Source organism: Planomicrobium sp. MB-3u-38 (genome assembly GCF_002836425.1).
GTDB lineage: Bacteria > Bacillota > Bacilli > Bacillales_A > Planococcaceae > Planococcus > Planococcus okeanokoites.
In genome coordinates, this window is record NZ_PJBO01000071.1 from 62,584 (window position 1) to 82,741 (window position 20,158).

The 20,158-nt window shown below is 46.3% G+C and carries 17 protein-coding genes; 13 read left to right on the top strand and 4 right to left on the bottom strand.

Going from position 1 to position 20,158, the window contains the following annotated elements:
- The first annotated feature begins 18 nt into the window (after window positions 1-18).
- Window positions 19-1,575, top strand: a complete 1,557-nt coding sequence (locus tag CXF70_RS14550) for a fatty acid--CoA ligase family protein (protein ID WP_101803272.1) — start codon at window positions 19-21, stop codon at window positions 1,573-1,575.
- A gap of 161 nt (window positions 1,576-1,736) precedes the next feature.
- A complete protein-coding gene (locus CXF70_RS14555) occupies window positions 1,737-3,713 on the top strand; it encodes a S9 family peptidase (protein WP_101803273.1) in 1,977 nt (658 codons plus the stop codon).
- 487 nt (window positions 3,714-4,200) lie between these two features.
- Here the strand turns inward: CXF70_RS14555 and CXF70_RS14560 are convergent, their stop codons facing one another.
- Window positions 4,201-4,977: an enoyl-CoA hydratase-related protein gene (locus CXF70_RS14560; protein WP_101803274.1), complete on the bottom strand. Its 777-nt coding sequence runs from the start codon at window positions 4,975-4,977 to the stop codon at window positions 4,201-4,203.
- A gap of 102 nt (window positions 4,978-5,079) precedes the next feature.
- Between CXF70_RS14560 and CXF70_RS14565 the strand changes: the two genes are divergently transcribed.
- Window positions 5,080-6,696, top strand: a complete 1,617-nt coding sequence (locus CXF70_RS14565) for an ABC1 kinase family protein (protein ID WP_101803275.1) — start codon at window positions 5,080-5,082, stop codon at window positions 6,694-6,696.
- 165 nt (window positions 6,697-6,861) lie between these two features.
- Entirely contained in the window at window positions 6,862-7,227 is a 366-nt protein-coding gene (locus CXF70_RS14570; RefSeq protein WP_101803276.1) for a YhjD family protein, read from the top strand.
- Here CXF70_RS14570 and CXF70_RS14575 read toward each other — a convergent pair.
- Window positions 7,224-7,775, bottom strand: coding sequence for a competence protein ComK (locus CXF70_RS14575; RefSeq protein WP_101803277.1), 552 nt, complete (start codon window positions 7,773-7,775; stop codon window positions 7,224-7,226). The genes CXF70_RS14570 and CXF70_RS14575 overlap by 4 nt on opposite strands.
- Before the next feature lie 178 nt (window positions 7,776-7,953).
- Here CXF70_RS14575 and CXF70_RS14580 point away from each other — a divergent pair, with 178 nt between their 5' ends.
- The 4 genes from CXF70_RS14580 (at window position 7,954) to CXF70_RS14595 (ending at window position 14,446) form a co-directional block, all read left to right on the top strand.
- Window positions 7,954-8,193 (top strand): IDEAL domain-containing protein, encoded by a 240-nt coding sequence (locus CXF70_RS14580; RefSeq protein WP_084242556.1) that lies wholly within the window; start codon window positions 7,954-7,956, stop codon window positions 8,191-8,193.
- 140 nt (window positions 8,194-8,333) lie between these two features.
- On the top strand, window positions 8,334-10,316 hold the full coding sequence (uvrB, locus tag CXF70_RS14585; RefSeq protein WP_084242555.1) for an excinuclease ABC subunit UvrB: 1,983 nt from the start codon (window positions 8,334-8,336) through the stop codon (window positions 10,314-10,316).
- 5 nt (window positions 10,317-10,321) lie between these two features.
- On the top strand, window positions 10,322-13,204 hold the full coding sequence (uvrA, locus tag CXF70_RS14590) for an excinuclease ABC subunit UvrA (protein ID WP_101803344.1): 2,883 nt from the start codon (window positions 10,322-10,324) through the stop codon (window positions 13,202-13,204).
- Window positions 13,205-13,279: 75 nt separating this feature from the next.
- The gene (locus CXF70_RS14595; RefSeq protein WP_101803278.1) at window positions 13,280-14,446 is read left to right on the top strand and encodes a DUF4097 family beta strand repeat-containing protein; all 1,167 of its coding nucleotides are present in this window, start codon (window positions 13,280-13,282) and stop codon (window positions 14,444-14,446) included.
- 62 nt (window positions 14,447-14,508) lie between these two features.
- Here CXF70_RS14595 and CXF70_RS14600 read toward each other — a convergent pair whose 3' ends face one another.
- Window positions 14,509-15,123, bottom strand: coding sequence for a YIP1 family protein (locus CXF70_RS14600; protein WP_101803279.1), 615 nt, complete (start codon window positions 15,121-15,123; stop codon window positions 14,509-14,511).
- Window positions 15,124-15,261: 138 nt separating this feature from the next.
- Complete coding sequence (locus CXF70_RS14605) at window positions 15,262-15,696, bottom strand: DUF1801 domain-containing protein (RefSeq protein WP_101803280.1); 435 nt, start codon at window positions 15,694-15,696, stop codon at window positions 15,262-15,264.
- Between the two features lie 214 nt (window positions 15,697-15,910).
- On the opposite strand from CXF70_RS14605, the gene hprK reads away from it, so the two are divergent.
- The 5 genes from hprK to CXF70_RS14630 are packed head-to-tail and all read left to right on the top strand — an operon-like array spanning window position 15,911 to window position 19,868.
- Window positions 15,911-16,837, top strand: coding sequence for an HPr(Ser) kinase/phosphatase (gene hprK / locus CXF70_RS14610; protein WP_084242551.1), 927 nt, complete (start codon window positions 15,911-15,913; stop codon window positions 16,835-16,837).
- Window positions 16,838-16,858: 21 nt separating this feature from the next.
- Window positions 16,859-17,722 carry a prolipoprotein diacylglyceryl transferase gene (gene lgt / locus CXF70_RS14615; RefSeq protein ID WP_101803281.1) on the top strand — a complete coding sequence of 288 codons (864 nt, stop codon included), beginning with the start codon at window positions 16,859-16,861 and terminating at the stop codon, window positions 17,720-17,722.
- 42 nt (window positions 17,723-17,764) lie between these two features.
- Window positions 17,765-18,700, top strand: a complete 936-nt coding sequence (locus CXF70_RS14620; protein ID WP_101803282.1) for a nucleoside recognition domain-containing protein — start codon at window positions 17,765-17,767, stop codon at window positions 18,698-18,700.
- Window positions 18,697-19,350 (top strand): pyrophosphatase PpaX, encoded by a 654-nt coding sequence (gene ppaX, locus CXF70_RS14625; RefSeq protein ID WP_101803283.1) that lies wholly within the window; start codon window positions 18,697-18,699, stop codon window positions 19,348-19,350. The genes CXF70_RS14620 and ppaX overlap by 4 nt, the downstream gene beginning before the upstream one ends.
- The gene (locus CXF70_RS14630; protein ID WP_101803284.1) at window positions 19,347-19,868 is read left to right on the top strand and encodes an acyltransferase; all 522 of its coding nucleotides are present in this window, start codon (window positions 19,347-19,349) and stop codon (window positions 19,866-19,868) included. Before ppaX ends, CXF70_RS14630 begins: the two co-directional genes overlap by 4 nt.
- Window positions 19,869-20,158: the final 290 nt, after the last annotated feature.

Genomic DNA, 20,158 nt, shown 5'->3' on the forward strand with positions numbered 1-20,158 from the left:
TGAAAGAGGGATGCAAAGATGAACTTGGTTAAACGTGTGCACGAAATAGCAGGGCAAAATCCATCGAAAGCAGCTTACCACTTTATGGGTAAAGACACTTCTTATGGGGAATTTGAACAGACAGTAGGAAAATTTGCAAATGCACTTGAATCATTGGGAGTTAAAAAAGGGGATCATGTTGCCTTTCTTTTGAGCAATACACCTCATTTCCTGATTTCCTTATATGCGACTATGCGTCTTGGAGCTACTGCTGTGCCGATCAATCCTATTTATACCCCGGATGAAATCGCTTACATAGTGAATAACAGTGATGCGAATGTTGTCATCGCCCTGGATGCTCTGTTGCCGTTGGTTGAAAAAGCGCACATGGCGCTGCCGGCAGTAAAATCCTATATCATTTGTGAAACAGATCCAGCAGCGGCGGATAAGATGAAACAATTGCCTGATGCCGTCAAAGGAAAAGTTCATGCATTCAGCAGTTTGCTGTTCAATGCCTCGTCAGTTACATTGCCTGTGGAAGTTGAAGTCGACGACACGGCAGTGATCTTGTATACATCAGGAACGACGGGTAAACCGAAAGGTGCAATGCTGACACATGGCAACCTCTATTCCAATGCACGTGATGTAGGTGAATACTTGAAGATTTCATCAGCTGACCGTGTTATTGCTACACTGCCGGTATTCCATGTATTCGCATTGACGGTTGTTGTTAATGCTCCATTGATTCAGGGAGCTACAATCATTCTTGTACCGCGCTTTAACCCGAAAGATGTCTTTGATGCGATTAAATCGACAAAAGCGACAGTATTTGCGGGTGTACCGACCATGTACAATTTCATGTATCAATTCCCTGAAGCTCAGCCATCTGATTTTGATAGCATCCGTATGGCCATCTCTGGCGGTTCGGCACTTCCGGTTGCCTTGCTTCATAATTTCGAGGATAAATTCAATGTGCGGATTTCAGAAGGCTATGGTCTGTCTGAAGCTTCACCTGTTACATGTTTCAACCCGATTGACCGTGAACGCAAAGCCGGTTCAATTGGAACATCGATTGTCAATGTCGAGAATAAAGTCGTCAATGAGCTCGGAGAAGAAGTGGCTGTCGGTGAAGTAGGCGAATTGATCGTCCGCGGACCGAATGTCATGAAAGGCTATTATAAAATGCCTGAGGAAACGAATGCGGCCATCAAAGACGGATGGCTGTATACAGGGGACTTGGCTACAGTCGATGAAGAAGGTTATTTCTTCATCGTAGACCGTAAAAAAGATATGATCATCGTTGGCGGGTATAATGTTTATCCGCGCGAAGTCGAAGAAGTGCTGTTTGCGCATCCAGGAGTATCAGAAGCTGCCGTTGTCGGCTTGCCGGATGCAGACTTCGGTGAATCGATCAATGCCTATGTCGTTTTGAAGGATCCGGTTCATACAACTGGCGACCTGCATAAATACTGCTCGGAACATTTAGCGAAATATAAAGTGCCGAAGAATTTTGAAATCCTGGATGAACTGCCGAAAAACACAACAGGCAAAATCCTGCGGCGTTCTTTGAAAGATCAGGCATTGAAACAGCAATGAACAGAGAGGAACCCCCAGCGTAAAAAGCTGGGGGTTTTTGTTTTCGCGTCAAAAAAGATGTGATTCATTAATTTCGAAATACATTGAAAGTACTGACACTTTTCATTATAGTGAAAGAGTAAGTATTGCGAGAATCGAAATAGTTTCGAGGAGGAAACAATGTGGCTAAAAAAGCAGTGGAAGTAAAAGATTTAACGAAATTGATATCCGTGGCAGATCCGCATATTTCGCCGGACGGCACAGAAGCGGTATTCGTTAAGACTCATATCGATGAAGAAGAAAATACATACATAACAAATCTGTGGCACATTGAAATTGCGAATGGGGAATTGACGCAATGGACACACGGCAAGCAGCGCGTTTCTTCTCCTCAATGGTCGGAAGATGGTAAAGCTGTGGCGTTCTTGTCTGACCGCACAGAGAAGAACCAATTATATATCATGTCCGCAAAAGGCGGGGAAGCACGCGGGCTGACCGATTTTGAAAAAGGCGTAAACAGCTTCCGCTGGTCGCCATGTAATAAAAAAATCTGGTTCGACGCAATGGTGAAGGAAGGCAAGACTTTTACCGACAAGGAAGAAAAAGAAGAAAAGAAACAACCGGAACCTTACGTCGTGGATAAAATGAAATACAAAATGGATGGCATGGGGTTATTGCCGAAAGAATTTCATCGGCAGATTGGTGTCATCGACATTGAAACGAAAGAAGTGGAACAAGTAACGGAAGGATCGCATCACCATGGTTTGGAAGCTGTTTCGCATGACGGAAGCAAGCTTGTTTATGGAGTTACCCGCGAAGAGAATCTGGATTTTGTGTTCCGCCAGCCGCTTTTCATCTATGATGTTGAGAGTAAAAAAGAAACAGCCCTTGTCGATGAAGAAGGCTATTTCGGCGATGCCGTATTTTCACATGACGACGCATATATCGCTTACATCGGCAGCACACGCCAATTTCAAAATGCGACCCACACGGAACTTTATGTCCACACTCTTGCATCTAGCACGTCCATCTGCCTGACGGAAGGCATGGATGTTCCTGTCGGTGATTACGTTGTGGCGGATCATCAGCAAAGTGCAAACGCACCTGGCGTCGTTTGGACAAAGGACGATCATCTTTATTTCCAGGTGTCGACCATGGGCGACGTTCGCCTGTATTTCGCCTCGCTTGACGGCGCAGTTTATCCGGCTTCACCGGATATGGAACATGTCTATGGTTACGATATTGCGCGCAGCGGCGAGTTCGCGCTTGCGACAATTTCAAACCCTGTTGAACCGGGCGAACTTTATCTGTTGACGATTGCGACAGGCGAACGGAAAGCACTGACTTATTTCAATAAAGCCTATTTGGATGAAACAGAATTGGTGGCACCGGAATTGATCATTGCCAAAGGCGCCAAGGACTGGGCTGTCCATGGCTGGCTGATGAAGCCTCACGGATTCAAGAAAGGGAAGAAATATCCTTTGGTGGTTAACATCCACGGCGGTCCGCATGCGATGTATGCCAACTCATTCTTCCACGAAATGCAATTGCTCGCAGCCCGCGGATTCGGAGTATTATACGTCAACCCACGTGGCAGCCACGGCTACAGCCAGGAATTTGTCGATGCTGTGCGCGGTGATTACGGCGGTGGTGATTACGAGGATATTATGAAATCACTCGACGGTGCAATTGAAGCCAACGACTGGATCGACTCAGATCGTCTCGGGGTTACAGGCGGCAGTTACGGCGGCTTCATGACCAACTGGATTGTCGGCCATGACAACCGTTTCAAGGCAGCTGTAACACAGCGTTCCATTTCCAACTGGATTTCATTCTTTGGCGTCTCTGACATCGGCTATTATTTCTCTGAATGGCAGATGCAGGCAGATATGACAGACGTTGATAAGCTGTGGCAGCATTCTCCTCTGAAATACGCGAAAAACGTGGAAACGCCTTTATTGATTTTGCATTCTGAAAATGATTACCGTTGCCCGATCGAACAAGCGGAGCAATTATATATTACTCTCAAGAGCATGGGGAAAGAAACGGAATTCGTCCGTTTCCCTGAGGCTGACCACAACCTGTCCCGCACAGGCAAGCCGAACTTGCGCTTTGCCCGTCTGGAACAGATCACAGGCTGGATGGAAAAGTACTTATAATAAAACTATATAAGTTTAACTAATAGTTTTTAATAATCGATATTCCGCAAAACAGCTTCGCTTGCCGGGGGCTCGCGCTGAGCTAACTCGGTCTCGTTGCACTTCACCCGAGTGGATCTCAGCACTTTGCTCGAACTGGAGTTGGAAAGCCAACTCCAGTTCTGCCCCCCAAGGCGTCTTCGGTGTTTTGCTCCATATCTCTAAACGTTTTCTATATAGAGAAACAGTTAATTGCAATATCTCTTTAAAAAGCAGGGACTTCAATTTTAGATGATTCGAGAATGAAGCGGCAGGTGGCGACTCCTGCGGGAAACAGAGCGAGTCCTGAGACCCCGCAAGAGCGTCAGCGATGAGGAGGCTCAGGCCGCTCCCCGCGGAAAGCGTCCACCTAAAGCGTAATGATTAACAGAAGCTGACCGTTTCACAATAGAATGCGTAAAAAAGCCATCCGGTTGACGGATGGCTTTTATTGATTATCTAAGTATTTTTATTTCCCTTTAAACACAGGTTTGCGCTTTTCACCGAAAGCAAGCAATGCTTCGACGCGGTCTTCTGTTGGAATCGTCAATTCGTACGCTTTTCTTTCGATGTGAAGTCCCGTTTGCAGGTCTGCATTCATCCCGTTTTTAATGGCGAATTTTGCTTGCTGCAGCGCAATCGGTCCATTTGCCAGCATCGAATCGGCAAATTCACCGGTTACTTTTGCGAGCTCTTCAAGTGGCGCAACCCGTGTAACAAGTCCATAATCGAGCGCTTCAGCCGGTTTCAGCCGCCGAGCGGTCAATATCAGTTCCATCGCTTTCGATTCACCGATCAGCCTTGGCAGGCGCTGCGTTCCACCTGCCCCTGGAATAATGGCGAGACTCGTTTCAGTCAGGCCAAGCAGTGTGTTTTCAGCGGTAATACGGAAATCACACGCCAGCGCCAGCTCCATGCCGCCGCCGAAAGCAAAGCCGTTAATCATGGCGATAGTGGGCTGCGGAAGATTTTCAATGGTGGAAAAAACTTCACCGATTTTATAAATATTCCGTTTTACGTGCTGATCCGTCAATGTTTTCCGTTCTTTCAAATCAGCGCCGACACTGAATGCTTTTTCACCGGCACCGGTAAAGACCACGACACGGATGTCTGGATTGATGCGGATTGCTTCGACCACCTGGCCGAGTTCCGTCAGCATGTCATAATTAAAAGCGTTCATCGCATCCGGGCGGTTCAATGTGATGAAAGCCAGATTCCCTTTTTGTTCGTAATGGATTGATTCCATTTCCATCCCCCTTTTTCTGATTGCCATCCATATAAAAACATACCACTTTTTGGACTATTCCGCCATCAGTCCCTATAATGAACTCAAGGAGGGACCCCGCTTATGAATCAGATTACCTTTATACGTGTTTATCGAATCGTTTTTATGGCTGTAAAATTCTTTATGCGGGCAACGTTCTTCCAGAAGCGCCACCGCGGCAATTGGAATCCGCTGGTTGAAGAAAAGTGGACCAAGCTGGTTACCGGAATGGCCAAGGAGTATAAGATTCTCGCTCTCCAACTCGGTGGACTGATGATCAAGCTTGGACAGTTCTTGTCGACCCGGGCAGATATCATGCCGCCAAGTTTCCTGGCTGAATTGGAAGGCCTGACAGACCGTGTACCCTCCGTGGACAGGGAAAAAATCGTCGCTGTCCTCGAACGGGAATGGAATACTCCGCATACCACCTATTTGACACATCTTTCTGATGAAGCAATCGCTTCAGCATCAATTGGAGAAGTGTACAAGGGAATACTGAAAGACGGCACCGAAGTAGCGATTAAAGTGCAACGGCCGGGTACTGGCCGCATCTTACGCGCGGATTTTCAGGCGGTGCGCATCGTAATCTGGATGGCAAGAAGGTTTACCGGCTTTACGAAACAAGTCGATTTCACGAAATTATACTTAGAAATGACAGAGACCATCGGCGCTGAATTGAACTTCCAGCAGGAATTACAGAATGGCCGAAGCTTTGCTGAACGTTTTGATGAAATGGACGGCATCGAGTTTCCCCGTTATTTTGATAATTTATCCACTCGCCATGTGCTGGTCATGGATTGGATCGAAGGCGCCCGGATCACCGATCTTGCTTTTATCGAAAAATATAACCTGGACCGTTTTGAAATCTCGGAGCGGTTGTTCATCCTCTTCCTGGAACAGGTTCTTTACGGCGGGCAATTCCACGCCGATCCGCATGGAGGAAATATTCTCTTAAAAAGAGACGGCACGATAGTGCTGATTGATTTCGGCATGACCGGTGTTATCCGGAAATCCGACTCGCAGTCGGTCCTTCGGATAGCGGAAGGCATCATCTTCAAAAATTATGATCAGGTTTTAAATGGACTGGAAGAACTCCGCTTCCTTTTGCCGCATGCCGACCGCGAAGTGTTGAAAGATGCAATAGCGCGTCTGGTTACAGCCTATGAGTCGAATGAGCTGATGGCGATGGATAGCTTTGTAGTCGAAAGGCTGATGAAAGATCTGCAATCAATTGTCCGTACCCAGCCTGTCCAGCTTCCTTCTGAATTCGCCTTTTTTGGTCGGGCCGTTTCAATCTTTGTCGGCGTCCTGCATGTGCTGAATCCAAAAGTGGATTTGATGGCGTTGGCACGGCCGCGTATATTGGAATGGGCATCGTCACAAAAAGAAGGGGAGAAAGTATTCGGAAGAGGCGATGTGTTGCGTTGGTTGCTGAATTCGACCGGCCCACTCCGTGTGTTCCCGCAAAAAGTCATCAATTATCTTGAGGAACCGGAACGGATGCGCAATTATCTTGAAAACCGCGATGGACGTATTCGGGAATATCGGAGAGATCTTCAGAGCCGGATGTTCGCCGGCATCTTCAGTATTTTGTCTTTCACCGGAATTTCCATCTCCGTTTGGTTTTCGCACGAACCGTATTTATGGGTTTCTTCCGCAGCCTTCGTGGCGTCATTGATTGTCTATCGTTCCATAAAATAAACCTCCGCGCATCCTGCGCGGAGGTTTATTATGTTTAGCATATTGCAATTTCGGAAATAGGGAGTACAATTATAAATAAGAACAAACGTTCCCTTCGTGTGTTTATCGTCAAAGCCACATAGCAAGGGGTCTGCATCAAGGCTAATTCGTAAAGGTGGTGAAGATATGCCTTTGATTCCGCAGGAAGAAATCATCCATTTCGAAAACATGATTTATCTGCCCATGGTATTTTCTGTACTGGAACGTGACAGGAGCATATTTGAAAATGGCTCTTTTAAACTTAAACGTCCCTACCTGGAATTGGTGGAAGGGGCAATCAGTCAGGTGCAGAAGGAATTGAAAGAAACCAAAATACATATGCGGGAGCGCCAGATGAAAGTGATGCGCGGCACAGGCGATGATACTTTCACCGAATATGTATTTTATCATGGTGGATATGAGGATCATCGGCGTTACCTGAATCTGCGCTTGCGCAACCGGGTGGAAGAATTGATACGCATCTATTTATCAACGGCGGAAATGAAAGTTTAATCAGAAAGATGCCTTGGCCGGATAGGCATCGGCCGTTTGGTTATGTAGGTCAGCTGCTGTTTATGCTGATTCTGCGCTTTTTTAAAATAGCGCCTCAAAGATCCGGCAAACGAATGCTGGTTGCGAAGGGCGACGGGTGAAACGTCCAAACAGACGGATTGCCCATTTCCAAGATAGACTACGCTGCCGCCGCGCTCATCGCTTTCGATCAAGTCGATGGCATCATAATTGAACCAGACAGACTCTTTATTCTTCGGTGAATGGGTAGGGAAGAATATTAAGGGATTGCCATAATATTCGTCGATGATGATGGGCGGTTTGTGCTTTACTCCTACAGCTTTTTGGGCGTATAGGGTAGCACTTTCAAGGGAGCCGCGGTAAAAAGAGCAGGAACCTGTAATAGTCTTGTATGCAGTTTGTTCAATCAGAAATTCACTGCGGTCTTCAAGTACCCGAGTCACCAGGCGTGAACCTTCCACATGTGGAAGCAGCGCGTATGTATTATTGCAGACTGTGTAGGAAAAGGGATTATAAATCTTTCGGCCCATGCTAAAACACCCCCAAAATTTACTGTACTCTACCTATTATAATAATAATTGGAAAATATACAATCTTTTTAATTTTTGAACATAGTCCCTTTTAATTATCGTTGGAATTTTCAAAATAATTATTGTTCTTTTATTACTTATCATGTATACTAATGAAAAGCATTCGGGGTGAGGTAGAATGGAAAACTATTATTCTTATGCTGATTTCATGAAGGCGATGGCTCAAACAAAGAAAATTTCTGAAGCGGAAAAATTGCTGAACGAGATTTATCTCGATCTTTTCCTAAAGCATGTGCACCGCTCACAGCAGGAAGAACAACTCATGAATCTTATAGATGAAGCCCTGGACACTAACGACCGCAATGCATTTAATCGATACAGCCAGCAATTGCAGGCTTTAAAATGTGATGAATCCTGATTGAAAAAGAACCGCTCCTAGGAGCGGTTCTTTTTTTTGCCTTAATATAATCATTGAAAAAACATACGTTCGCTTTTTGTTAGGGGAATTTTAGGGCATATGATAAAATAAAGGTATTGAAAAACGGGAGGACTATATACATGAAACAGGAATTCAATTTGCAAGCACCATACGAACCTGCCGGCGATCAGCCGCAAGCGATTGCTGAATTGACTAAGGGAATCTATAATGGCAAACGGTTCCAGACCTTGCTCGGTGCCACTGGTACAGGTAAGACCTATACAATGTCAAACGTTATCCAGCAAGTGAAGAAACCGACTCTGGTAATGGCTCATAATAAAACATTGGCAGGACAATTGTACAGCGAGTTCAAAGAATTTTTTCCGGACAATGCGGTTGAGTACTTTGTCAGCTACTACGATTATTATCAGCCGGAGGCATATGTGCCGCAGTCGGATACTTATATAGAGAAAGACGCGAGCATCAACGACGAAATCGATAAGCTTCGCCACTCGGCGACATCTTCGCTTTTTGAACGGGATGATGTAATCGTTATCGCTTCGGTGTCTTGCATCTACGGTTTAGGTTCCCCGAAAGAATACCGGGAACTTGTGGTATCACTGCGCAAAGGGATGGAAATTGAACGAAACCAGCTTTTGCGCAAACTTGTCGATGTTCAATATGAACGAAATGACATTAACTTCATACGCGGGACATTCCGTGTACGCGGAGACGTTGTTGAAATCTTCCCGGCTTCGAGAGATGAAAGGTGTTTGCGTGTCGAATTTTTCGGAGACGAAATTGACCGCATCCGGGAAGTGGACGCATTGACTGGTGAAATAATCGGTGAACGGGAACATGTCGCGATTTTCCCGGCGTCCCACTTTGTTACGCGTGAAGAGAAGATGGTTAAAGCCATTGAAAATATCGAAGCGGAATTGGAAGAACGCCTGAAAGAAATGAGGGCTGAAGATAAATTACTGGAAGCACAGCGGCTTGAGCAACGGACTCGCTATGATCTGGAAATGATGCGTGAAATGGGCTTCTGTTCAGGGATCGAAAACTATTCCCGTCATCTGACTTTGCGTCCCCCAGGCGCGCAGCCTTATACATTGATCGATTATTTCCCGGATGACTTCCTCTTGGTGGTCGATGAAAGCCACGTCACGCTGCCTCAGGTTCGCGGAATGTTCAATGGTGACCAGGCCAGAAAGAAAGTGCTGGTTGACCATGGTTTCCGTCTGCCTTCAGCAATGGATAATCGTCCGCTGACTTTCACTGAGTTCGAGGAGCATATCGACCAAGCGGTATTTGTTTCGGCAACGCCGGGTCCATATGAACTGGAACATACACCGGAAATGGTCGAGCAGATCATCCGGCCGACTGGTCTGCTGGATCCAACAATCGAAATCCGTCCGATCGAAGGGCAGATCGATGACCTGATGGATGAAATCCGGCAGCGCTCAGAACGGGATGAGCGTGTGCTTATCACGACATTGACAAAGAAAATGTCAGAAGATTTGACGGCCTATTTAAAAGAAGCTGGAGTCAAAGTGAATTATCTGCACTCCGAGATCAAGACACTGGAACGCATTGAAATCATCCGCGAATTGCGGATGGGTGTCTACGATGTATTGGTCGGGATCAACTTGCTGCGTGAAGGACTTGATATTCCGGAAGTCTCACTTGTGACGATTTTGGACGCGGATAAAGAAGGCTTCCTGCGTTCCGAGCGGTCACTCATCCAGACGATGGGCCGAGCCGCGCGGAATGCAAATGGCCAGGTTATCATGTACGCTGATAAAATAACGGATTCAATGCAAAAAGCGATAGATGAAACAACGCGCCGGCGTACGATACAGGCGGCATATAATGAAGAGCACGGCATCACGCCGATTACCATACAAAAGAAAATCCGCGATGTTATCCGGGCAACAGTGGCTTCGGAAGAAGCGGAGGAATATGTATCAAAAGCGACTTCAGGCAAAAAGCTCAACAAGGAAGACCGCCTGAAGCTGATCGCTTTATTGGAAACAGAAATGAAAGAAGCGGCAAAAGCGCTCGATTTCGAACGGGCGGCCGAGCTGCGCGATACTGTGCTTGAACTGAAAGCGGAAGGGTGATCGGATTGAGAAATCAAGAGATAAAGATACAGGGTGCGCGTGCACATAACCTGAAAAACGTTGATATAACCATCCCTCGCGATAAATTGGTCGTTATGACAGGTTTATCGGGATCAGGGAAATCTTCACTTGCCTTTGATACAATCTATGCGGAAGGACAGCGTCGCTATGTGGAGTCGCTGTCTTCTTATGCACGTCAGTTTCTGGGACAGATGGATAAGCCTGATGTGGATTTGATCGAAGGTTTGTCGCCGGCAATTTCAATCGATCAGAAAACGACAAGCAAAAACCCACGTTCAACGGTGGCAACCGTTACGGAAATCTACGACTATATGCGCTTGATGTATGCCCGCGTCGGCAAAGCGATATGCCCGAACCACGGCATTGAAATTTCTTCGCAGACCATCGAGCAAATGGTGGACCGTCTGGTTGTCTATCCGGAACGAACCAAAATGCAGATCCTGGCTCCGCTTGTTTCAGGCAGAAAAGGGACGCACGCCAAATTGTTCGAAGACATCAAAAAACAGGGTTATGTCCGTGTAAGAGTCAATGGCGAATTATTCGACCTCGACGATAATATTGAACTTGATAAAAACAAGAAACATTCTATTGAAGTGGTTATAGACCGCATCGTCATGAAGGAAGGCATCGCACCGCGCCTCAGTGATTCGCTTGAATCCGCTTTGCGCCTGAGTGACGGGCGTGTGCTGGTGGACGTTATGGAACAGGAGGAACTGCTGTTCAGTGAACATCATGCCTGTCCGATTTGCGGATTCTCCATCGGGGAATTGGAACCCCGTATGTTTTCATTCAACTCGCCGTTTGGAGCCTGTCCGGAATGTGATGGACTCGGCCATAAATTGGAAGTTGATCCGGACCTTGTGGTACCGGATTGGAGCCTGTCGTTGAATGAGCATGCCATTGCTCCTTGGAAACCGACCAGTTCCCAGTATTATCCGCAATTACTGAAAGCGTTGTGCAAGCATTATAAAATCGATATGGATGTGCCTGTCAGCGAACTTCCGGAAGAGCACATGAATTTGGTTCTGCGCGGTTCGGGAAGTGAAAAAATCCGTTTCCGTTATGAAAATGATTATGGGCAAATCCGGGACAATCATATCAATTTTGAAGGCGTCCTATCGAATGTGGACCGCCGCTACCGGGAAACTTCGTCGGATTACACGCGCGAACAAATGGAAAGATATATGGCTGAGCAGCCTTGTCCTGCGTGCACGGGCTATCGCCTGAAACCGGAATCGCTGGCAGTGAAAGTAAATGGCCTGCATATCGGGAAAGTTTCGGAATTCTCGATTGTTGAAGCGGATGATTTCTTCAAAAATCTGGAGCTTTCGGAAAAAGATATGCAGATTTCTTTATTGATTCTGCGGGAAATTAAAGAGCGGCTTGGCTTCCTGATCAATGTCGGCCTCGATTATCTGACGTTGAACCGTGCTTCCGGAACCATGTCCGGCGGGGAAGCGCAGCGCATCCGCCTGGCGACACAAATCGGTTCACGTTTGTCGGGTGTCCTCTATATATTGGATGAACCATCAATCGGACTGCATCAGCGTGATAACGACAGGTTGATCAATACGCTGAAAAATATGCGGGATATCGGCAATACGCTGATCGTAGTAGAGCATGATGAAGACACGATGCTTGCTGCGGATTATCTGATTGATATCGGTCCGGGTGCAGGGGTGCACGGAGGAGAAATCATCGCCGCAGGAACTCCGGAAAAAGTGATGAAAAACAGAAAGTCGCTTACCGGGCAATATTTGAGCGGCAAAAAATTCATTCCGCTTCCTGCAGAACGCAGAGAGCCGGACGGACGCTCCATTTCCATACGAGGCGCAAGTGAAAACAATCTCAAAAAAGTGGATGTCGATATACCGATTGGCGTATTTACAGCCGTCACCGGCGTATCCGGTTCCGGTAAAAGTACGCTGGTCAACGAAATCCTCTATAAAACTTTGGCGAGTAAACTGAACAAAGCGAAAATCAAACCCGGCAAAACCGAATCGGTAAAAGGATACGAGCAGCTGGAGAAAGTCATCGACATTGACCAGTCGCCGATCGGACGCACGCCCCGGTCAAATCCTGCGACCTATACAGGGGTTTTCGATGATATTCGCGATGTCTATGCAAAAACGAACGAAGCGAAAGTTCGCGGTTACCAAAAAGGCCGATTCAGCTTCAATGTCAAGGGTGGTCGCTGTGAAGCTTGCCGCGGAGATGGTATTATAAAAATAGAAATGCACTTCCTGCCTGACGTTTACGTGCCATGTGAAGTGTGCCATGGCAAGCGTTATAACAGGGAAACTCTGGAAGTGAAGTACAAAGATAAAAGCATCGCTGATGTTTTGGCGATGACAGTCGAGGATGCATATTCATTTTTCGAAAATGTCCCGAAAATCAACCGCAAGCTTAAAACGATTGTTGACGTGGGCCTTGGCTATGTTACGATGGGCCAACCGGCTACGACCTTATCCGGTGGTGAAGCTCAGCGTGTGAAATTGGCTTCAGAGCTCCACAAACGGTCAAACGGCAAATCTTTCTATATTCTCGATGAGCCGACAACGGGATTGCATGCGGATGATATATCCCGCTTGCTGAAAGTGCTGCAAAAATTGGTTGATAATGGGGATACTGTCCTGACGATCGAGCACAATCTGGATGTCATTAAAACAGCGGATTATCTAATCGATCTCGGACCGGAAGGCGGCGACAAAGGCGGCACGATCCTGGCGACAGGAACGCCGGAAGAAATCGCCGAAGTTGAAAATTCATACACCGGCAAGTATTTGAAACCGATCCTGGAACGCGATCGGGCTCGAATGGAAGAAAAAATGAATAAAGCAAGCCGCCGGAAAAAAGCAGCAAAATGAAACCTTTTCAGGCACCGAACGTATCAATGATAAGAATATTATTTTTATAAACGAACGATGAGGAGGCCGCACTACATGCAAAGTGAAAAAGAACGCATATTGGATATGGTTGAAAATGGTACGATTTCGGCACGTGAAGCTGTCGAGCTGTTGAAAGCGATCGACGGCGGAGGAACTTCAGGCAGAGAGTCCTCTTATGGCAGGGAAGATTATGGCCGCCGGGAAAAACGCGGAAAGCGCGGATTCTTCCGTCCTGAAGATATGGTCAAGAAATTCTCTAAAGATTTTTCGAAGGATTTTTCGAAAAATGTCTCAAATGATATCAATCAAATCGGCGACCGGATGATGCAGTTCATGCAGACATCCGTCGGCAAATTAAAGACGATGGAATTCGATTCACCTTTCGGCGAAGCTTATCAATTCAATGAAACCTTTGCAGAAGAAGGAACGGAAGTCAGCACGGTGATTGCAGATATCGCAAATGGCCAGCTGGAAATATATCCTTCCCAAGACGGTATGCTGCGCGCCGAATGCAGCGTAAAAGCATATCGGGCAGAATCCGAGGAGCAGGCAAAACGTGATTTCCAGGATAAATTTGTATTTATAGCGGATGACAATAAGCTGCGGATCATCAGCGAGTTGAAAACGACCCAAGTCAATGTTGTTCTTTATGTGCCAGCGAAGCAATTCAATCAGATTACTGTCCGTCTGTTCAACGGTGGATTCTCAATGAAGCGCATAGATGCGTCTTTATTGAAAGTGAAAACGGCGAACGGCAAAATCGAACTGAAGAACGGTGAATTTGATGATGCCGAACTTGAGACTGCGAATGGCGCGATCCAAGTTCAGGACGTAAAAGGGAAAGTGCTTGAAACTGAGACCTTGAACGGCCGGATCTACGTGGATGGCGATATTCAAACGATTGAAACGAAGTCACTTAACGGCAATGTCGTAGTCACTTCCCGCTGCAAAGAAGCGCGGAAAGTGGAAGCGAAAACCCTGGCCGGCAATGTGGAATTGTATATTCCTTCCCATCTGCCGGTGAAAGGGCAAGTATCCTCGAATCTAGGGAAAATGGATGTGCTCCTATCAGACGTCGACCATACCCACGAGCAAGGGCAGTTCATGCAGAAAACGGTCCGTTTCTCCAAAGAAGACGGAGCAGCAACAGCGGCACCAATGCTTGTCTATGGCGAAACGAAAACAGGATCTGTTTTGGTCCGCTATCTGACGGTCGAATAAAATAAATAAAGCGGATGCCTCCAGGGCATCCGCTTTTTTCTGTTCAATTCGTTAAAAGAAGGTCAAAACATGAACATGATGACACCGATCACAATGATCAATGTGACCAGAATGACAATGCCGAGCAGGGTCATAAGAACTCCAAAACCGCGCCAGCTCGAAAAGCCATGAACCACTCCAATCGCTTTGGAAGAAATGACGATTGACCAGATGGAAGCTGTCGCCGTGAGCAGCGTCAAGAATAAGTAAGCTCCGAGAGATATGGAAGTTATACCGAAAGCTTCTGGCACCATGAAAAACCTTTCACCGTAATAAAGTGCGAAAATGACTAGGACGGGCACGACAAATACTTGTGGAATCATCATAGGACCTATGGCGATCGCCATATCCCGCAGTTTCCCGTGGCCCCCGTATAATTTACCGATACCGGTATATAAAAGAGTGCTGATTCCTAAATTCAGTAAACCGCTTAAGAGGCCGGTAATCAATATCCCGATTATCAATAATATGGGAGACAGGTCAAGAAACCAGCCGGAATCCTGCAAAGCGGTAATGACTCCTCCGATTCCTGCAATCATGACAAGCAGCACCGACAAGCCGATTTTATTTACTTCGATAAGCTGCTGGACAGTTTCTTTTGGCTGTGTCCAGATTGTTAATAAAGGATTCAATTTCATGTCTGTTTCCCCCTTGGTCTGTTCTTGATCACCTGAAGCAATCAAGTTCTATATGTAAAATTGTACCATACGGTATCCTAGGAAAATAGGAGCTGCAGAAGAAAATAATAAGAGAAAACCGGTGGGCAGAACAGCTGCTCACCGGTTTTCAAGATTTTGCGGATATAGGTCCTGTAAAAAATGGATGGAGCGGGTGATCAATTTGTTCAGCACATCCACGTCGATGTCATCGACTTTGTTGATATAAACGCAAGCCTTGCCCGAAGTATGTTTGCCGAAATCGTCCAATAGCGCTTGGCGGTCCTCGTCACCTGTTGCGAAGTAAAGGCTGATTTTCGCTTTGCGGGGAGAAAACCCGACCAATGGTGCATCACCTTCATGACCGGTTGCATATCTATAATGGTAGGAACCGAAACCGATAATGCTGTCTCCCCACATTTTCGCTTCATAACCTGAAGTTTGTTCAAATATCTCAAGCAGCCGGTATGCGTCTTCACGTTTTTTGGGACTGTCGACACTTTCAATAAATTCGAGAACATCTGCATCCGTTTCTTTTGTTTTTTGCTCGTACACAACCATCCCTCTTTTCATTTGTATTGGAAGAATTAAAGATTCTGTTTTTTTATAGTTTAACAGATTTGGCCTGTGTATAATCGAAAGAACGGGAAAAGGGGAGCGTTTGCTTTAATTTCAATATTTCCATGTTAAAATAATATCATTAATGCTTGAAAACAAAGGGACCCTGTAAAGTACAGGGATTCCCGCAGAGAAGGAATGAGGGGAAAAGATGGGCCAGGTAACAACGAAACAGGTAATGGAAACATTCGATTTGAATTTGATCAGCGGCGAAGAAGGAATTGGCCGCCATATACCGATCAGTGACATCTCACGGCCGGGACTTGAAATGGCCGGGTATTTCACTCATTATCCGGCAAATCGGGTGCAGTTGCTTGGGAAGACCGAATTATCGTTCTTTGCGATGCTGGATGCTGCTGACCGAAAAGACCGCATGATGAAATTATGTACGGATGACACGCCGGCGATTATCGTTTCCCATGATGAGAAAGTACCACAGGAACTGATCGACGCATCGTCGAAGCGGCATGTGCCGGTCATGAGCACGAAAATGTCGACGACAAGATTTTCAAGTTTGCTGACGAATTATCTGGAAAGCCAATTGGCTCCAACAACCGCAGTCCACGGAGTGCTGGTGGATATTTACGGTGTAGGCGTATTGATCACAGGGAAAAGCGGAGTCGGTAAAAGTGAAACTGCGCTGGAACTTGTTAAAAAAGGACATCGCCTGGTAGCTGACGATTGCGTCGAAATTCACCAGGAAGGCGAGAACACGCTTGTTGGACATCCGCCGAAACTGATCGAGCACCTGCTGGAAATACGGGGAGTCGGCATCATTGATATCATGACTTTATTCGGTGCAAGCGCCGTCCGTACATTCAAACGAATTTCACTGGTGATTGACCTGGAACTCTGGGATGCAGAAAAAACGTATGATCGATTGGGATTGGAAGAAGAAAAAATGCGCATCATCGATACGGATTTGACCAAACTTACTATTCCTGTACGTCCAGGGCGGAACTTGTCGGTTATAATCGAAGTTGCTGCGATGAACTATCGTCTGAAACGGATGGGCGTCAATGCAGCCGAAGAATTTTCAAAACGCCTGGACGATGTAATTTCGATGGATACAAATTAAAGGAATGGGTAGGTGCGGGACATGTTTTCAGTTTTAGGATCGATTGATCCGGTTGCTTTCAGCTTAGGGCCGATCGATGTTCATTGGTATGGTGTAATCATCGCCACCGGTATTGTGATAGCGTTTTTAGTAGGACAGCGTGAAATGATCAAACGCGGAATGCATCCGGAATTTCTGACGGATCTGCTGATCTGGGCAGTGCCTTTGGCGATTGTCGGCGCGAGAATCTATTATGTAATATTTGAATGGGATAATTATAAAGACAATCCCGGAGAGATTATAGCGATTTGGAACGGTGGGCTGGCGATTCACGGTGCTTTGATCATGTCGGTCATCGTTGCCTATATTTTTACGAAAAAACGCAATACGCCGTTCTTGAAAGTCGCGGATATTCTGGCACCAAGCATTTTGATTGGACAGGCAATTGGCCGATGGGGGAATTTCATCAACCAGGAAGCGCACGGCGGAGAAGTTTCAAGGGCGTTTCTGGAGAACCTCTTTATACCGGATTGGATCATCAATCACATGTACATAGATGGAGCTTATTATCACCCGACATTCCTGTATGAATCATTATGGAGCTTTGTCGGTATCATCATTTTACTGTTGTTGCGCCGGGTCAATCTTGTCCGCGGGGAAATGTTTTTCTTCTATATGATATGGTATTCTGTCGGCCGTTACTTCATCGAAGGAATGCGGACAGACAGCCTTTATGTATTTGGGATAGAAGGTTTAAGGACAGCGCAGCTGGTCTCTATACTGGCAATCATCATCGCGGTCGTGCTGATCATCTATCGACGGGTAACGATTAAAAATCCGCCAAGATATCTGGACGAACCGGCAGAACCCAAAAAGAAATCAAATAAGAAGCCGAAAAAGAAATAAAGACTCACATCAATTTGCCGAATAGAAAGAAGAGATAAGCGAATGTCGACTTTGAAAAATGGCCTGATGGCAGGTTTGAAAACAACATGGGCATTGGGGAAAATCATTTTTCCGATAACACTCTTGGTGACAATGCTCCAATTTACACCCGTTTTGCCCTTTATCGTCAATCTGGTAGCGCCGTTCATGAGCATATTCGGATTAAGCGGCGACGCGGCGATCCCGTTGGTTTTAGGGAATGCGTTAAATCTGTATGCGGGGATTGCTGGTATTCTGTCGCTTGAACTGACAGTGAAGGAAGTATTTATCCTTGCGGTCATGCTGTCCTTTTCCCATAATATGTTCATCGAAACCGGGGTGGCTTTGAAGGTTGGTGTTAAGCTATGGGTAGTGCTTGTTGTCCGTTTCGGGCTGGCGGCGCTTTCCGGTATCATCATCAGTCTGGCTTGGCCTGGCGGCGGTGAAATCGCTCAATACGGTTTTACTCCTGAAGCAGTGGCTGCGCCTGAAGGATGGTTAGCTATTTTCTTATTAGGGTTGGAGAAAGCCGGATTCGGAGTTCTTCAATTGGCGATTATTGTAATACCATTGATGCTGGCAATTCAAATCTTAAAAGATACAAAATACCTTAACAGGATTTCAGATATGATGGGACCGCTCACAAGGCTGCTCGGCGTTCAGAAGAACGCTTCACTGACATTGGCGTCCGGCTTGATTTTCGGCTTGGCGATGGGAGCGGGCGTCATGATCCAGGCGGTTCAGGAAGATGGAGTCAGTAAAAAAGATGCGACGCTGGCCTTTATCTTTTTGGTTGCCTGCCATGCGATTGTAGAGGATACGCTGATTTTCATCCCGCTGGGCATTCCGATTTGGCCGTTACTCGCGATACGCGTTGTTACCGCGCTTGCTTTGACGATCTTTGTATCGTATCTCTGGCGCAAAGCTGAAGAAAACCGAAAGGAAGTGTTTTCTGCATGACGAAAAATATAACGACTTTATTATTTGATTTCGATGGAACATTATTGAATACGAATGAATTGATCATCCATACATTTTCAACGGTACTGGAGAAGCATTTTCCAAACAGCTATGAAAGAGAAGATATTCTCCAGTTCATCGGACCGTCTCTGAAACAGACATTTGAAACGATTGCCCCTTCAAGAACAGAGGAGCTGATCAAAGAATACCGCGAGTTGAATCTTGCGCTTCACGATGAAATGGTTTCAGTCTACGACGGAGTGGAAGAAACACTGTACCTCCTGAAGAACAGAGGATTGAAAATGGCGATAGTTTCCACCAAGAAAAGGGATACTATCCTTCATGGGCTTCGGCTTATGGGGGTATCGGAACTATTCGATACAGTTATCAGCCTGGATGACGTAGAAAATCCGAAACCGGATCCAGAGCCGATTTTGAAAGCATTGAAGGAATTGTCTTCAAGTGCGGCCGAATCCCTGATGATCGGAGATAATTCCCACGATATAGAAGGCGGCAAAAATGCGGGAGTCCGGACAGCGGGAGTTGCCTGGTCGGCTAAAGGCGAGGATTTCCTTGCGACGTTCAAACCGGATTATATGCTGCAGCACATCAGCGACCTTCTGGAACTGGTGAAAGAGGAAACGGCATGAGAAGGACCGAACGCCATTTTGTGACGGGTCCGAATTCACTTTGGCATGTATACAAGACAGTTCCATTTTGGAAAGTCGCAAAAAATTTCATTGTTATCCAGCTGGCGCGATATACACCATTCCTGCCGATGAAAAATTGGCTCTATAAAAATTTTCTTGGCATGGAAATTGGGGAACATTCATCATTCGCGTTAATGGTGATGCTGGATGTCATGTTCCCGGAACGGATTACGGTCGGCAGAAATTCAGTGATCGGCTATAACACCACAATTCTGGCCCATGAATATCTGATCGAAGAATACCGTCTGGGTGATGTTGTTATCGGCGACCGCGTCATGATCGGTGCAAACAGCACGATTCTGCCAGGTATAACGATAGGCGATGGAGCAATTGTTTCCGCCGCTACACTTGTGCACAAGGATGTGCCGGCCGGAGCGTTTGTCGGAGGCAATCCGATGCAGATCATTTACACAGCTGAACAGATGGCAGAACGCGAGGAAAAATCCCGGGAGCAGTAGCTCTTGGGATTTTTAAAATTTTCGAGAAAACGAAGAACTCTTTAAACATTACGCTATAGGTGGACGCTTTCCGCTTCGTTCTGGATTAGCGTAGAGTTTAAGTGCTTACTTTATTAAACGGATATTGAAGTTAAATGTTTCTCATTTAAGAAAGCTATTTGAGATATGGAGCAAAACAGCGAAGACTCCCAGGGGAATAGAAACGGAGTTGGCTTTCCAACTCCGTTTCGAGTGAAGTGCTGAGATCCACTCGGGCGAAGTGTAACGAGCACGAGTTAGCTCAGCTCGAG

What these genes read in the sequence shown, in the direction of transcription:
- CXF70_RS14570 (WP_101803276.1), top strand. Translation starts at nt 6,862, where the DNA reads ATGCCTTTGATTCCGCAGGAAGAAATCATCCATTTCGAAAACATGATT.
- CXF70_RS14565 (WP_101803275.1), top strand. Translation starts at nt 5,080, where the DNA reads ATGAATCAGATTACCTTTATACGTGTTTATCGAATCGTTTTTATGGCT.
- ppaX (WP_101803283.1), top strand. Translation starts at nt 18,697, where the DNA reads ATGACGAAAAATATAACGACTTTATTATTTGATTTCGATGGAACATTA.
- CXF70_RS14620 (WP_101803282.1), top strand. Translation starts at nt 17,765, where the DNA reads ATGTCGACTTTGAAAAATGGCCTGATGGCAGGTTTGAAAACAACATGG.
- CXF70_RS14580 (WP_084242556.1), top strand. Translation starts at nt 7,954, where the DNA reads ATGGAAAACTATTATTCTTATGCTGATTTCATGAAGGCGATGGCTCAA.
- CXF70_RS14600 (WP_101803279.1), bottom strand. Translation starts at nt 15,123, where the DNA reads ATGAAATTGAATCCTTTATTAACAATCTGGACACAGCCAAAAGAAACT.
- CXF70_RS14560 (WP_101803274.1), bottom strand. Translation starts at nt 4,977, where the DNA reads ATGGAATCAATCCATTACGAACAAAAAGGGAATCTGGCTTTCATCACA.
- CXF70_RS14575 (WP_101803277.1), bottom strand. Translation starts at nt 7,775, where the DNA reads ATGGGCCGAAAGATTTATAATCCCTTTTCCTACACAGTCTGCAATAAT.
- hprK (WP_084242551.1), top strand. Translation starts at nt 15,911, where the DNA reads ATGGGCCAGGTAACAACGAAACAGGTAATGGAAACATTCGATTTGAAT.
- lgt (WP_101803281.1), top strand. Translation starts at nt 16,859, where the DNA reads ATGTTTTCAGTTTTAGGATCGATTGATCCGGTTGCTTTCAGCTTAGGG.
- CXF70_RS14595 (WP_101803278.1), top strand. Translation starts at nt 13,280, where the DNA reads ATGCAAAGTGAAAAAGAACGCATATTGGATATGGTTGAAAATGGTACG.
- CXF70_RS14630 (WP_101803284.1), top strand. Translation starts at nt 19,347, where the DNA reads ATGAGAAGGACCGAACGCCATTTTGTGACGGGTCCGAATTCACTTTGG.
- uvrB (WP_084242555.1), top strand. Translation starts at nt 8,334, where the DNA reads ATGAAACAGGAATTCAATTTGCAAGCACCATACGAACCTGCCGGCGAT.
- CXF70_RS14550 (WP_101803272.1), top strand. Translation starts at nt 19, where the DNA reads ATGAACTTGGTTAAACGTGTGCACGAAATAGCAGGGCAAAATCCATCG.